At 68.7% G+C, this 14,997-nt stretch carries 13 protein-coding genes; 2 read left to right on the top strand and 11 right to left on the bottom strand.

Going from position 1 to position 14,997, the window contains the following annotated elements:
• The 4 genes from JZ791_RS29205 to JZ791_RS29190 all read right to left on the bottom strand — a co-directional run.
• Positions 1-998, bottom strand: a 998-nt coding sequence (locus JZ791_RS29205; RefSeq protein WP_216898569.1) for a DNA polymerase III subunit delta', incomplete at its 3' end; no start/stop codon positions are given.
• Between the two features lie 110 nt (positions 999-1,108).
• Positions 1,109-1,651 carry a DinB family protein gene (locus JZ791_RS29200; protein ID WP_216898567.1) on the bottom strand — a complete coding sequence of 181 codons (543 nt, stop codon included), beginning with the start codon at positions 1,649-1,651 and terminating at the stop codon, positions 1,109-1,111.
• Between the two features lie 106 nt (positions 1,652-1,757).
• Positions 1,758-4,673 (bottom strand): type I DNA topoisomerase, encoded by a 2,916-nt coding sequence (topA, locus tag JZ791_RS29195; protein WP_438804567.1) that lies wholly within the window; start codon positions 4,671-4,673, stop codon positions 1,758-1,760.
• A 259-nt stretch (positions 4,674-4,932) separates the two neighbouring features.
• The gene (locus JZ791_RS29190; protein WP_067573509.1) at positions 4,933-5,139 is read right to left on the bottom strand and encodes a cold-shock protein; all 207 of its coding nucleotides are present in this window, start codon (positions 5,137-5,139) and stop codon (positions 4,933-4,935) included.
• A 435-nt stretch (positions 5,140-5,574) separates the two neighbouring features.
• On the opposite strand from JZ791_RS29190, the gene JZ791_RS29185 reads away from it, so the two are divergent.
• Positions 5,575-7,962: a DEAD/DEAH box helicase gene (locus JZ791_RS29185; protein WP_216898563.1), complete on the top strand. Its 2,388-nt coding sequence runs from the start codon at positions 5,575-5,577 to the stop codon at positions 7,960-7,962.
• A gap of 374 nt (positions 7,963-8,336) precedes the next feature.
• Here the strand turns inward: JZ791_RS29185 and JZ791_RS29180 are convergent, their stop codons facing one another.
• From JZ791_RS29180 to ssd, 7 genes are all read right to left on the bottom strand, one after another.
• Positions 8,337-8,702 (bottom strand): Rv3654c family TadE-like protein, encoded by a 366-nt coding sequence (locus JZ791_RS29180; protein ID WP_216898561.1) that lies wholly within the window; start codon positions 8,700-8,702, stop codon positions 8,337-8,339.
• A 5-nt stretch (positions 8,703-8,707) separates the two neighbouring features.
• Positions 8,708-9,049, bottom strand: a complete 342-nt coding sequence (locus JZ791_RS29175; RefSeq protein ID WP_308163142.1) for a TadE family type IV pilus minor pilin — start codon at positions 9,047-9,049, stop codon at positions 8,708-8,710.
• Between the two features lie 41 nt (positions 9,050-9,090).
• Positions 9,091-9,297, bottom strand: a complete 207-nt coding sequence (locus JZ791_RS29170; RefSeq protein ID WP_305802134.1) for a DUF4244 domain-containing protein — start codon at positions 9,295-9,297, stop codon at positions 9,091-9,093.
• 57 nt (positions 9,298-9,354) lie between these two features.
• Positions 9,355-9,942: a type II secretion system F family protein gene (locus JZ791_RS29165; RefSeq protein WP_308163141.1), complete on the bottom strand. Its 588-nt coding sequence runs from the start codon at positions 9,940-9,942 to the stop codon at positions 9,355-9,357.
• 177 nt (positions 9,943-10,119) lie between these two features.
• Positions 10,120-10,911, bottom strand: coding sequence for a hypothetical protein (locus JZ791_RS29160; RefSeq protein WP_216898557.1), 792 nt, complete (start codon positions 10,909-10,911; stop codon positions 10,120-10,122).
• Between the two features lie 185 nt (positions 10,912-11,096).
• Positions 11,097-12,305, bottom strand: a complete 1,209-nt coding sequence (locus JZ791_RS29155) for a TadA family conjugal transfer-associated ATPase (protein WP_216898555.1) — start codon at positions 12,303-12,305, stop codon at positions 11,097-11,099.
• Positions 12,302-13,396, bottom strand: coding sequence for a septum site-determining protein Ssd (ssd, locus tag JZ791_RS29150; protein ID WP_216898553.1), 1,095 nt, complete (start codon positions 13,394-13,396; stop codon positions 12,302-12,304). The genes JZ791_RS29155 and ssd overlap by 4 nt, the downstream gene beginning before the upstream one ends.
• A gap of 400 nt (positions 13,397-13,796) precedes the next feature.
• Here ssd and JZ791_RS29145 point away from each other — a divergent pair, with 400 nt between their 5' ends.
• Positions 13,797-14,660 (top strand): HAD family hydrolase, encoded by an 864-nt coding sequence (locus JZ791_RS29145; protein WP_216898552.1) that lies wholly within the window; start codon positions 13,797-13,799, stop codon positions 14,658-14,660.
• Positions 14,661-14,997: the final 337 nt, after the last annotated feature.

The raw sequence follows: 14,997 nt of genomic DNA, 5'->3' as shown, positions 1-14,997 counted from the left end.
GACATGCCCAGTGTCAGGGCGTCGCGGTAGAAGCCTGCGACGTCTATCAGGGCGCGGTCGAGGGCGTCGCGGCTGGTTCGGGTGGCACGGGATTTTTGGCGGCGTTCCAGGTCTTTGAGTACGCCGGCCGAGCCTCGGGTGGCCGATGCGGTGCCCTTGCCGGTTCCGCCGGCGCCGAGGGCTGTCGCCAATTCCTCGCGTTCGCGTTCGTCGCGGGTGGCGCTGACCTGTTTGGCCTCCTCGTCGGCGGATTTGACCAGCTCGTCGGCGGCGGCGTAGGCGGCGGCCGGGCGGGCGGTGGCCGAGACCAGTGCGAGCGCTCGCTTGCGGCGCTCGCGCGCCTCGGCGTCGGTGGCCAGGCGGCGGGCCCGGCCGACGTGGCCGCCGCTGATCGAGGCAGCCCAGGTGGCGGCCTCGGCGTCCAGACCGTCACGTTCGCGCAGCACCTGCGCGATCGAGGCAACCGACGGCGTGACCAGATGCATATGACGGCAGCGCGAGCGCAGGGTGATCGAGATGTCTTCCGGATCCACCGACGGGGCGCACAGCAGAAAGACCGTGCGCTGCGGTGGCTCCTCGACGACTTTCAGCAGTACATTGCCCGCCGCCTCTGTCAGACGGTCGGCATCCTCGATCAGCACCACCTGCCAGCGTCCGGTGCTGGGCCGCCGGGCAGCCACCTGCACGATCTCGCGCATCTCCTTGGTGCCGATGCTCAGCCCCTCCGGGATGACCCGGCGCACATCGCCATGCGTGCCCGCCATGGTGGTGGTGCAGGCATGGCACCGCCCGCACCCGGGGACTCCCGGATCGGTGCACTGCAGCGCTGCCGCGAAACACAGCGCCGCGACGGACCTTCCGGAACCGGGCGGTCCGGTGAACAGCCAGGAATGGGTCATCGCCGACGACGAGACGCCGCTGCGCGCGGCCACCGCGGCAGCGAGGAGCTCGGACTCGACCGCACTCTGGCCGACCAGCCGATCGAAGACACCCGCCATGCGCTCTACCCTAGCGGCCGCCACCGACAGCTCCCGTCGTGATCCGGACTGCCGCACGATGCGTGATCACGACGACTGCGGATGTCGACGAGCAATGCCGTGCCCAGCCGCTACTGCGCGCCGCCCAGTGCCGTCGCCCGCTGATAAGTACTGTTCGCACCGTCCAGCGATTCGCGGATGACATCGGCGTGCCCGCTGTGCTGGCAGATCTCCCGGAAGATATGCAGCAGAATGAAACGCACTGTCCACCAGACACGTTCGGGCGCCCACGGCGTGGTAGGGGTCGGGATGGACACATCCAAACTGTCCACTTCTCGAATCAGCCGAGCGGTGTTCTCCGCCACGGCATCCCACTGCCCCAGCAGCCCCTCGATCGTCTCCTCCGGCCCCATGCGGTATTCCGAATCAATATGGGAAACATCCATTTTGGCGTTCTCGTCGCGCTCGACGAGCACCGCGGCCCAGTGCGTCTCGCAGCTGATCAGGTGATGCAGGATCCCGCCCAGGGTCAGCTCGCTGACCGTACTGCGCTGACGAGCCTGCGCATCATCGATGCCGCGCACCGTAATTCGGAATAGATCGCGCTGTTCGGCGAACATCGCGATCAGATCTTCGCGCTCGGAACCGACGCTATCGAAGGAGGATGCGGTCATCGAAAGTCCTTCCGCAGGGGCGTGTTGGATGGCGTCACGCTACGGCAGGGCACCGACAGAAAGCGGACAGCGGCCGATTCCCGCGATTACGACTCGGCTTCCTCGATCAGGACTTGGCGGCCGACTTCTTCGCCGGAGCCTTTTTGGCGACAGTCTTCTTGGCCACCGTCTTGGTGGCCGCTGTCTCCGCGGCCGACTTGGTGGTCTTCTTGGCCGCGGTGCTCTTGGCCGCGGTCTTCTTCGCCGCCGACTTGGTCGCCTTCTTCGCCACCTTCTTGACCGGCGCCTTGGCCCGTCGATCGGCCAGCAGCTCCGAGGCCCGCTCGTCGGTGATCGACTCGACCTCATCGCCCTTGCGCAGGCTGGCGTTGGTCTCGCCGTCGGTGACATACGGACCGAACCGGCCGTCCTTGATCACCATGGGCTTATCCGTGGCCGAGTCGTTGCCCAGTTCGCGCAGCGGCGCGGCACTGGCGGCCTGGCGGCCGCGACGCTTGGGTTCGGCGTACAGCTTCAGTGCCTCGTCGAGGGTCACCGAGAAGAGCTGATCCTCACCCGCCAGCGAACGGGAATCAGTGCCCTTCTTCAGATACGGGCCGTACCGGCCGTTCTGCGCGGTGATCTCCTCACCGCTGGCCGGATCGGTGCCGACCACCCGAGGCAGCGACAGCAACAGCAGCGCCTCGTCCAGAGTGATGGTGGCCAGATCCATGGACTTGAACAGCGAGCCAGTGCGCGGCTTGGGCGCGGCGGCCTTCTTCGCGCCCTTCTTCGGCTCCGCCTCGCCGTCCGGTTCGGGCAGGATCTCGGTGACATACGGGCCGAATCGGCCCTCCTTGGCCACGATCCGATGCCCGCTCTCCGGATCCACCCCCAGCGAACGCCCCTCCTGCGGTGTCGAGAACAACTTCTCGGCAACCTCGGGGGTCAACTCGTCCGGGGGCAGATCGTCGGGGAGGTTGGCCCGCTGAGAAACCGGATCGCCCTCGGGATCGTCCGGATCGATCACCATGCGTTCCAGGTACGGACCGAACCGTCCGACCCGGACCATCACGTCACGACCCTGATCGTCGACGAACAGCTTGATCGAGTTGACCGACCGGGCATCGATATCGTCGAGCTGCCCGCCGACCATCTTCTTCAGTCCGCCACTGCGCGCCACCGACCCTTCGGCGCCGCTGTCACCGCCGAAATAGAAGCTGGACAACCAGTTTCCGCGCTGTTCACGACCGCCGGCGATGGCATCGAGGTCGTCCTCCATGGCCGCGGTGAAGTCGAAGTCGACCAGCCGGCCGAAATACGCCTCCAGCAGACCGATCACCGCGAACGCCACCCACGAGGGCACCAGCGCGTTGCCGCGCTTGTACACATAACCGCGGTCCAGGATGGTCTTGATGATCGAGGCGTAGGTGGAGGGGCGGCCGATGCCCAGTTCCTCGAGCGCCTTGATCAGCGAGGCCTCGTTGTAGCGGGGCGGCGGGTTGGTGGCGTGCCCCTCGGGGGTCAGCTCGGTGGCGGCCACACCCTGGCCCTCGGTCAGCGCGGGCAGCCGGGATTCGGCGTCGTCGGACTGGTTGCCCGAATCCTCGTCGATGCTCTCCACGTAGGCCTTGAGGAAGCCCGGGAAGGTGATCGTGCGACCGGACGTGGAAAAAACGCAGGGCAGACGTCCGCCATCCAGACCGGCATGTCCGGTGATCCGCACCGTCAGCGTGGTGCCGCGGGCATCGGCCATCTGCGAGGCGACCGTGCGTTGCCAGATCAGCTCGTAGAGGCGGAACTCGTCGCTGCTCAGCTGCGCGTGCAGCTGTCCGGGCGTGGCGAAGGTGTCGCCCGCCGGGCGGATCGCCTCGTGTGCCTCCTGCGCGTTCTTCACCTTGCGGGTGTACTGGCGCGGGGTGGGGTGCACGAACTCCGCCCCGTACAGCTGGGTCGCCTGGGCCCGGGCCGCAGCGATGGCCGACTCAGACAGCGTGGTCGAGTCGGTACGCATGTAGGTGATGTAGCCGTTCTCGTACAGCCGCTGCGCGGTGCGCATCGTGTGCTCGGAGGTGAAGCGCAGCTTGCGCGCGGCCTCCTGCTGCAACGTCGAGGTCATGAACGGCGCGTACGGGCGGCGGGTGTACGGCTTGGACTCGACCGAGGTGACCTGGAAGTCCGCACCGTCCAGGGCCGCGGCCAGCCGGCGCGCGTACGCCTCGTCCACGACTGTGACACCGCTGCTCTTGAGCTGGCCATCGGCGCCGAAATCGCGGCCGCTGGCCACTCGCGACCCGGCCACGGTGATCAGCCGCGCGCCGAAGACCTGCGGATTGGCCACATCAGCCTCACCGCTCCCGGCATCGAATTTGGCCGCGATATCCCAGTACTCGGCCGAGCGAAACGCCATGCGCTCGCGCTCGCGCTGCACGATGATGCGGGTGGCCACCGACTGCACGCGGCCCGCCGACAGCTTCGGCATGACCTTCTTCCACAGCACCGGGCTGACCTCGTAGCCGTACAGCCGGTCCAGGATGCGCCTGGTCTCCTGCGCGTCGACCAGGTCGTTGTCCAGCTCCCGGGTATCGGCCGCGGCCGCGCGAATGGCCGGTTCGGTGATCTCGTGGAACACCATGCGCCGTACCGGCACCTTGGGCTCGAGCGTCTCGAGCAGATGCCAGGCGATCGCCTCGCCCTCGCGGTCGGGGTCGGTGGCCAGATAGAGCTCGTCGGCGTCCTTCAGCAGGCTCTTGAGCTCGGAGACCTTGGCCTTCTTGTCCGGGCTGACCACGTAGATGGGTTCGAAGTCGTTGTCGACATCGACACCCAGGCGCGCCCAGGACTGGCCCTTGTACTTGGCGGGCACATCGGCCGCGCCGCGCGGCAGGTCCCGGATATGACCGACCGAGGCCTCCACGACGTAGCCCCGGCCGAGATAGGGGGCTATCTTGCGGGCCTTCGTGGGTGACTCGACGATCACGAGACGACGCACCGGACGGCTCGAATCGGAGCTCGGCGTTGTACCGCGGTCTCGTGTTGCCACCGGCGAACACACCTTTCCTGTCGACCCGCGCATTCTGACTACAGCGCGGTGGGGCATGCTGCGGGGGCCGATATCCCCTGCCGAAGACGTTTATACCCTGTCTGTCCGCTGTACCCGTGGAACGCAGGGTACGCAGCACCTGTAGTGCGGCGTGTTGCCAGCCCCGTATTGCGGTCGAGTGTACTTGCCCCGAAAGCGGCTCGTCCCCCACCGCTAGGGGCGGTGGGGGACGAGCTTGAATTTTAGTTGATTCGCCCGCTCAGCCGAGCGCGCGAACTCCGGTGGCCTGCGGGCCCTTGGTGCCCTGGCCAACCTCGAATTCGACCTTCTGGTTCTCCTCGAGGGTACGGAAGCCCGAACCCTGGATCTCGGAGTAGTGGACGAAGACGTCAGCGGAGCCGTCCTCGGGCGCGATGAAGCCGAACCCCTTCTCCGCGTTGAACCACTTCACAGTTCCCTGTGCCATTCTGTTCCTTCTCTTTCCATACCGGAACGGCGGACAAGGTAGGTTCGTCCACCGGGTCCGTTCCGACCGCTGTACTCTGTTCCCCCTGCAGGAACTACTAAGCACACCGTTCGCAACATCGATCCTGCTGATGGTTTGGACCTTTGATCCGTTCCCTCGAACACAGAAGCTTGCGACCAGGAACCAGTGAACCATGTCTTCGAGCAATTCGACAGTCGGGTTACCGACAATTTGCAAAAAAGATGATCTTGCGAATGCGCAGGTAAGGGGCACAATGCCCAAATCCGAACTTGGGGTAGGTTTGCTTCCTGATAACCGGGCGAGCATCAGGCAAAGGGGCTGTGACGCGGATCGCTACTCTGTTGTGAAATGGCAGGTTGCCCCCTTGCAACACACACCTTTCACACTTTCTCAGCGTGTCGCGGTGCCGGCGCGATGAATCCAGCGCACGTGAACGGCCCGGAAGCACCCGATTCCGGACCGAGCTACGGGCGATCGTTGCTGAATCGTGTCCGAACCGGACTTCCCGACAGCTCCGCCCGTCTCACCCATGTCACCGAGCTCCCGGCACGGGCGGCACGGGTCACGACCTGGCCTTCCTGGGTATCCCCCGACGTGATCGCCGCGTTACGCGCCGAGGGCATCGAGGCGCCCTGGATCCACCAGACCGACACGGCCGAGCTGGCCGCGACCGGGAAACACGTGGTGGTGTGCACCGGCACCGCGTCCGGAAAGTCGCTGGGTTATCAGCTGCCGGTGCTGACCGCGCTGCGTGAGGATCCCCGCGCGACCGCGCTGTATCTATCGCCGACGAAGGCCCTGGGCGCGGATCAACTGCGCGCGACCGGGGCGCTGACCCATGAGGGCCCGCTGCGCGATATCCACCCCGCGACCTACGACGGCGACACCCCGGCCGAGATCCGGCAGTGGGTGCGGGCCAACGGGCGCTGGATCTTCACCAATCCCGACATGCTGCACCTGGGCATCCTGCGCTCGCATCAGCGCTGGGCCCGCATGCTGCGTCGATTGCGCTATGTGGTCGTCGACGAATGCCACGCCTATCGCGGCGTGTTCGGTTCACACGTGGCACTGGTGCTGCGGCGGCTGCGGCGGCTGGCCGCTCACTACGGCGCCGATCCGGTCTTCATCCTGTGCTCGGCGACCACCGCCGACCCCGCCGCCGCCGCGACGCGGCTGATCGGCGCGCCGTGCGAGGCGGTCACCGAGGACGGCTCGCCGCAGGGCGCGCGCACGGTGGCGTTGTGGGAACCGGCCCTGCTCACCACCGTCACCGGGGAGAACGGCGCGCCGGTGCGACGGCCCGCCACGGCCGAGGCGGCCCGGATCATGACCGATCTGGTGGTCGAGGGCGCCCGGACGCTGACGTTCGTGCGTACTCGGCGGGCCGCGGAGGTCGTCGCCCTGGAGACCCGGCGCATGCTCGCGGAAGTCGATCCCGATCTGCCCGCCCGGGTGGCCGCCTACCGGGCCGGATATCTGGCCGAGGACCGGCGCGAACTCGAATCTGCGCTGTCCGACGGCTCGCTGCTGGGGGCCGCGGCCACCAACGCCCTGGAGCTCGGCGTGGACATCGCCGGCCTGGACGCCGTGGTCATCGCGGGATTTCCGGGCACGGTCGCCTCCTTCTGGCAGCAGGCGGGCCGGGCCGGGCGCCGCGCACAGGGGTCGCTGGTGCTGCTGGTGGCACGGGACGACCCGCTGGACACCTATCTGGTGAACCATCCGCACGCGCTGCTGGATCGGCCCGTGGAGGCGACGATCACCGATCCGCGCAATCCCTATGTCCTGGGGCCTCATCTACTGTGCGCGGCGCTGGAGAATCCGCTGACCGATGCCGAGGTTCGGGATCTGGCCGCCGGCGAGCTGATCCACGAGCTCGCCGAGCAGGGCCTTATCCGGCGGCGACGCCCGGCCAAGGGCCCGGCGCGCTGGCACGCTACCGGCGTGACACAGCCGCACGACGAGGTCGACGTGCGCGGCGGGATCGGCACGACGGTGGCCATCGTCGACCGGGAGACCGGGCGGCTGCTGGGCACCACCGATGCCGGGCGGGCCCCGGCCACCCTGCATCCGGGCGCGGTTCATCTGCACCAGGGCGAGACCTACGTGGTCGACGAGCTGGTGCTGGACGACGGGGTGGCCTTCGTGCACGCCGATCAGCCCGGGTGGACGACCAGCGCGCGGGCGCTCACCTCGATCGTGATCGATGAGGTGAGCACCGAGCGGGCCCACGGCGCGGTCACCGCCGCGCTGGCCCGGGTCCGGGTGACCCGTCAGGTCGTGGGATACCTGCGCACCCTGCCCGGCGGCGAGGTCCTGGACCTGGTGGAGCTGGAGCTGCCCGAGCAGACGCTGCCGACCCGGGCGGTGCTGTACACGGTGACCCCGCGGCTGCTCGCTGCGGCCGGAATCGACGCGCGCCGCGCACCGGGCGCATTGCACGCCGCCGAACACGCCGCGATCGGAATGCTGCCCCTGGTCGCCAGCTGCGATCGATGGGATATCGGTGGCGTGTCCACGGCCGAACACCCCGACACCGGGCTGCCGACGATCTTCGTCTACGACGGCCACCCGGGCGGCGCGGGCTTCGCCGAACGGGGCTTCACCCGGCTGCGGACCTGGCTGGCGGCCACGCTGGCGGTCATCCAGGCGTGCGGCTGCCCGAGCGGCTGCCCATCCTGCGTACAGTCGCCCAAATGCGGCAACGGGAACCATCCGCTGGACAAGGCCGGGGCCGCAGCCCTTCTCCAGGCGGTTGTCGCGGAACTGTCCGACGATGACGATGGCGAATCCGCACCGTGATGCCCCGGTCATTCGGATGAGATCGGCTCGCTATCCGACGGCGGGGGAGCGCTCGTCCAGGGATCTGAAGCGCAAACGCGAGCAGTGACCTCATCCCGAGGCGGATGGTGGCCATACCGTGGCGGGCGGGAGCGAGCTGGATCACGATCGCCAGCAGCGACGCATGATTAAAGTGTAATGCGCTCATGTTAACTGGATCATTGCCCTATTGCTTAAACGGTGCACTAAGGGTCAATGCCTATGACACTTCATCAATCAATTGAGAATTAGACGGACCAGAATTGTTGACACCCCCTTTTGGTGGCGATCGACCCGAGCCGCGACGCATCACATCGATTCATCTCTATTCTTGAACACCAACCGGACGGTTTTCATCAACCATCCGGTACATCTGCCGGACCAGCACGGGCGGTTGCCCGGGCAACCCGCATCCCGAACGGCCCCAACTCGACGGTCACCTCGACGACAACCGTCACATCCCAGCCCGCGATCGTGCAGGTACGCACCCGCGCATGCATTCGTCCACCGAGGTCGCGGGCCTGCGTACAGGCGTCGGCGCCCGAGGTGGACAGCGCTCCCGCCGCCGCCAGCGCACCGAGATCGGCCGCCGCCTGCGCCCGATGCCGCGCCACGATCACCGCGCCGGCCTGCCCGATCAGCAACGTCACCGCAAGTAGCGCCGTCAGGGCCAGACATGCGGTCACCGTTGCCACGCCCCGCTCGTCACGCCACAGCCTCATATCGCCTACCCCTGTGACGTCTCGCCCGGTTCCCGGACCGCGACCGCCTCGGCACGCAGCGTGAGCATCGGCAGGATCGGCACCCGCGCGGATACATCCGCGATGACGTGATCGCCCTCGGTCCGGATCGAGATGTCCGCGCCGGGCGGGGCGACCCGCAGCGCCGCCGACCGTGCGTCGGCGTCGCGGGCCGCCAGTCTGGCCGCCTCGCGGGCAGCATCGACACAGCGCACCTGTGCCGTGGCCGCCGACAACGCGCCGAGGCACAGCACCACCACGATGATCAGGGCGGCCAGCGCGATCGCGGCCTCCACCGTCACCGCACCCCGCTCACCGGTACGCAGCACCTCATGAAACCTTCCCGCCGAGCGCGCCCGAGGAGCGCATCTCACATGGAGGTGTTGAGCGCCTTGTCGATGATCCGGGTCAACGCGTTCACGATCGAATCCCCGGTTATCACCGTGTACAACACCGCGCCGAAGGCCGCGGCCGCCACGGTGGCGACCGCGTACTCCACCGTGCTCGTGCCGTCGTCGGCGATCATCACCCGCAGCAGGCGCGCCCGCACCCCGAGCACTGCCGATCGAACTCCCAATCGCACCGATCTCCCCTTTCTCTCTGGCCGGCGCGGTCGTTCCGCACCGGACGCGTCTCATGTCCCACCACCGAGCACCCGAGTCGCCAGGCCCATGACGACCGGCACGATGCCCAGGCAGATGAAGGCCGGAAGGAAGCACAGGCCGAGTGGGCCGCCGATCAACACGCCCGCCCGCTCGGCACGGGCCAGGGCCGCGTCCTCGATCCCCCCGCGGCATCGCCCGGCAAGCTCGTCCAGCGCACCCGCCAGACCGGTGCCCGACCGAATGGATCGCCCCACCAACCGGGCCAGCGCCTGGATGTCGGGATCCTCGACCTCCCCCGCGATCCGACGCCACGCGGACGCGGGGTCCTCGCCCAGGGCCAGCAGATCCGCGCCTCGCTCCAGCGCCGCACCGAGCGTTCCCGGAGCGACCGGGGCGACCGTGCGCGCGGCGATGGCCACCGGCAGGCCCGCCCGCAGACAAGCGGCCAGCAGATCGAACGCCGCCGCGGTCGCGAGCGGATCCGCACCGGCCGACCGAACCGGGAGGGGTGTATCCCGCTGCCGCCCACCGAGAACCATTCGCCACCGCCTGCTCACGCCGGCGCCCGGCAGCAGAATCAGTGCGGCCGCCAGCAGTACCAGAGCACTTTCGACCACCGCTCACCACTTCCCGCACCTCGACGGCATCCGGCTGCGCTCTGGCGCAGCCGCGGATCCGGCAGGCGAGAGCGAAATCATTTCGTCGACGCCCCGGGACAACAGCATTCGCGGCCATCACCGCACTACAGCGGGACCGAAGTCGGATTCGCCGGATGGCGGAAACCACACACCCGATCATGACGCCACCTGCGCGGTGATCGCGTCGGTCCACAGCAGACCGACGCAGATCAGCGCCGTGCCCAGAGGCAGCAGGAAGGTGCCTGCTCCGCCGCCCAGCAGGATCCGCAGCGGAGCCGCGCCCATGAGCTGGCCCAGCGCGATACCCAGCAGCGGCAGGCCCGAGAGCACGGCGGCGCTCGCTCGGGCGCCTGCCAGGGCCGCGGCGGTGCGCGCCCGAAACCGTATGCGACCGGACAGATCCGAGCGTGCGGCCGCGAGCAGTTCAGCCAGGGCCACACCATGCCGATCGGCCACCTGCCATACGTCGGCGACCCGGCCGAGTTCGGCCGCGATGATCGTTCCGGGCGCTCGCAGCCCCGACTCGACGGATCCGCCGAGCCTGCTGCGGGCCGCGCTCACCGCGAACGCCCGCCCGGCGACGCCCTCGACCTCCGCGGCCGCCACGGCGGCGGCCGCACTCGGATGCGCACCCACACGCAGTTCCCCGATCATCACTTCGAGCCCCTCCAGCAGCGCGGCGCATTCCGCAACTCGATACCGCAGCCGACGCGCCCGGCGCCGGCGTACCCCGACCGTCACCGCAAGGAGCCCCGCCGCGAGAAAAGGCCCTGTTCCGAGCACCGCCGCACCAGCGGCAAGCAATCCGGCGCAGATTCGAAAGACCCAGCGCACCGGCATATTTCGACGATCACCGGACCGACCGACGAGCACCCCGAACCGTCGCCTGCCTATCGGCGGCGGCAGAACGATCACCGCGACCGCCAGGCATATCGCTACCGCACTCACGATTCCACCCCGCCCGCACTCGCCTCCGTCATGCACGCGGCACACTGTGATGACGGTTCACCCACGAACTCACTCATAACCGTGGCTCCTCGGCTCTGGCCCCAGCATGCGCACGACACTCGGTATCGACGGATACGCAGTTCGCTCATCCCCATCCCCCGTCGCCATCGACGGCTCCACGGTGATCATTCGACGCCCCGTTCGGTTAGTAGGCGATGCAGGGCCGCGGCGGCGGGCGTCGGCGCCGAGTCGGCGCGCCAGGCCGCATCGATGCGGACACGGCCGTCGTAACCGCTTGCCACCAGGCCGATTTCGCACAGTGCCCGGGAGCCGTCCGGGCGACGGTGGACGTGCAGGATCACCTGAACGGCGGCGGCGAGCTGACTGTGCAGCGCCGCACGACCGAGCCCGCCCAGGGCCGCGAGGGCCTCGAGCCGGGCCGGGACCTCGCGTGGTGAATTCGCGTGAACCGTGCCGGCGCCCCCGTCGTGCCCGGTGTTCAGCGCCGTGAGCAGGTCGACGACCTCCCCGCCCCTGACCTCCCCGACGATGATGCGGTCCGGTCGCATCCGCAGGGCCTGACGGACCAGATCGCGGACCGTCACCTCGCCGGCGCCCTCCACGTTCGCCGGGCGGGCGACCAAGCGCACCACGTGCGGATGCGGTGGGGCCAGTTCGGCGGCGTCCTCGACACAGACGATGCGCTCGCTCGCGTCGACCGTGGCGAGCAGGCCCGACAGCAATGTGGTCTTGCCGGCGCCTGTCCCGCCGACCACGAGGAAGGCCAGGCGGGCGCGAATGATCCGCTCCAGCAACATCTTCGCCTCGGCCGGGATGGATCCGGAGGCAGCCAGCGCGTCCAGGCCCTGGCTGGCCGGGCGCAGCACCCGCAGCGCCAGGCAGGTGCCGCCGGGCGCGATCGACCCGAGCACGGCATGTAACCGCACACCGAACGAATCACCCAGCACCCCGGCGCCTTCCGGCAACCGGCCGTCCACCCACGGCTGCGCGTCGTCGAGCCGGCGGCCCGCGGCCAGGGCCAGGCGCTGTGCCAGGCGGCGGACCGCGGCATCGTCCGGGAAGACCACCGACGTCCGCTCCAGGCCACGTCCGCGATCCACCCAGACCGAATCGGGCGCGCTCACCAGCACATCGGAGACGTCGGGATCGTGCAGCAGCGGCTCCAGCGCGCCCGCGCCGGTCATCTCCGTCTGTAGCAGCCGCAGCACGCGCAGCAGGTCGGTATCGCCGAGCACGCCGCCCGTCTCCGCCCGGATCGCCGCGGCCACCCGGGCCGGATCCGGCTCACCGGACCCCACGGCCAGGCGCTCGCGCACCCGATCCAGCAGTTCGCCCGTCACCCTTGCCGCCCGGGGCGGATCGGTCGCGATCATGGCCTGCCGCCGGACAATACGGCGAGCACGGCATCGGCGGCCGTGCGCAATGGACCGCGCGGGATGGCCAGTCCGGTGCGTTCGAGCTGACCGGCGAGAGCGGGTTGGGCGCGAACGGCCGCCAGCAGCGGTAGATCCAGCGCCTCGGCTATCTCGGCGCCACGTAGGCCGCCGGGGGCCGGGCCTCGAACGATCAAGGCCTGGTTCGAATTTCGGCTGCGTATATGGGAGGAGACCGCGCGGGCCGCGGCGATCGAACGCAGCCGGGCGGACGCGATGAGCACGGCGAGGTCGGCCTCCTCCAGCATCTCGTCGGCGTGTGGACCTCGTTCGCGCGAGATATCGCAGACCACCAGGTCGCCGGCGGCGCGCCCCGCGGCGAGCACAGCGCGGACCGCGCCCGGGCCGATCTCCTCGGGTGGCGCCTCCGCCGCGCGCCCACAGGCCAGTACCCGCAGACCCGGCCCCGCCGCGGGGAGCGCCTCGCGGAGGGTTCCCGCGGTCACGCGGCCGTCCTCGATGACCAGATCGGGCCAGCGCAGCCCGGGCTCGGATTCGACACCGAGCAGCAGATCCAGTCCGCCGCCCAGCGGGTCGCCGTCGATCAGCAGGATTCCGGGGCGTACGCGGGTCGCGGCGGCCGTCAGCGCGACCGCACCGGACAGGACCGAGGCGCCCGCGCCACCGCCCGCACCGGCGATGGTCACCACCGCACCACCGGAGGCGGGCCGGGCGGGCTCGGCGAATGCCTCGATCAGCCGATCGGCGGCGGCGGGCAGGCCGAGTACCGACTCGGCGCCGACCTCGACCGCGGCCTCCCACTGCGGTGCGCCGGGCTCCCCCTCGCAGACCAGAACCGTGCCGGGGCGGCGGGGATAGCCCGCGGCAGCACAGTCACGCACGACGGCGGTGTCCAGCACGACGAGGGGGGCTTCGGCCCAGGCTCGTCTGCCGATCGGCATCGCACCTTCGGTCAGGCGACGATCGGCCGCGGCCGCGACGCGGCGGATCTCCTCTCGTAGCCGGTGCCCGGTGACGAGCACGAGTGCCGGGGACCGCCCTGTTGCATCGGAACTCACACGAGTACTCATGCCGCCCAGCGTCGTTCGAACCACGCGGGGTCACCAGAGGCTACCGACCGGTTGTGGATAACTCCGGGGGTGTGAGCAAAAACAGAACACCGAGTTACACCTAGATCGGCAGACGGGAATGCCAACGGACATAACAGGTTCGGCTCAGCTGGACGACGAATGGTCCGGAAATAGAGGACGGCCCCAGCCGGGGGGGGAGGAGGCTGGGGCCGTCGGGGTTCAGCCCCGGGGGGTCGGGCTGAACGCGCCTGGACTATGTCCAGGTGCCAGCAATACTACACCCAGGCCCGGGCGCGAACGCAAGTCCACCGGTAGGGGAAGTTTTGGCCGTCGGACCCGGCATCACCGTGGCAAATGCGGTCAGAATCCACGGTCTGAACCCTCCGCCTATCCTGGACGCGTGACTGCGCAGGACGACCAGACAGCCGCGGGAGATCCGGCACGTGCGAGCGAGGCGGCCGGGCGGCACGACCAGCCCGGCCGCGTCGCCGCCTTCTTCGATCTGGACAAGACGGTGATCGCCAAGTCCAGCGCCTTCGTCTTCAGCAAACCATTCTTCGACCAGGGCCTCATCGATCGCCGGACGGTGCTGGAGAGCAGCTACGCGCACTTCCTGTTCATGCTCCAGGGCGCCGACCACGACCAGATGGAGCGGATGCGCGAACATCTGACCAAGATGTGCGCCGGCTGGGATGTGGCCCAGGTACGGGCGATAGTCGCCGAGACCCTGCACGAACTGGTGGATCCGCTGATCTACGCCGAGGCGGCCGATCTGATCGCGGATCACAAGATCCGCGGCCACGACGTGGTGATCGTGTCGGCCTCGGGTGAGGAGATCGTCGCGCCCATCGCCGCGGCCCTGGGTGCGACGCATACCGCCGCCACCCGCATGGTGGTCGAAAACGGCAAGTACACAGGCGAAGTCGAGTTCTACTGCTACGGCAAGGGCAAGGTCACCGCGATCGAACAACTCAGCGTCACAGAGGGTTACGATCTGTCGCGCTGTTACGCGTACTCCGATTCGGTGACCGATCTGCCGATGCTGTCGGCTGTCGGGCACCCGACGGCGGTCAATCCGGACCGGAATCTGCGGCGCGAGGCCACATCTCGCGGCTGGCCGATTCTGACGTTCTCGAATCCGGTATCGCTGTGGGCGCGCATTCCCGCACCCTCGACCACTACCGTGGCGGCCACCGTGGTGGTCGGATTGAGTGCCCTGGCGGCCGGTGCGATCAGCTATCGATTGCTGCGCCGCCGCCAATGACGGGTTCGTGTGCGCAACCTCTCCAGGGTGACACGAAACGCCGAGCGACACGCCGGTTTCATTAATGTTTCCCCAGGTCTTGATGTGACGCCGCACACAGGTAACAATGGATTCACGGAAGGACGGAAGGCCTGGGTCGAAGCGGAAGAGAAGTTTCGATTCCCCATCCCACCTTCCCAGCACGGACACCAGGCACCCACGCGGAGCGCGCCGCGACAAGGGCATCAGCGTTGTGGGCTTGCGAGATTCGAGTATCCGTCGGCGATGGCCTCGCACGAGTTGCGGGGATGAACCGCCGGAGCCCGAAGGATCGCCGAGGCCGCAGAACACAACCAGA

It is taken from the genome of Nocardia alni (assembly GCF_019038435.1).
Lineage (GTDB): Bacteria > Actinomycetota > Actinomycetes > Mycobacteriales > Mycobacteriaceae > Nocardia > Nocardia alni.
The sequence above is the reverse complement of the archived record's forward strand: the minus strand, read 5'-3'. Positions and strand labels throughout refer to the sequence as shown.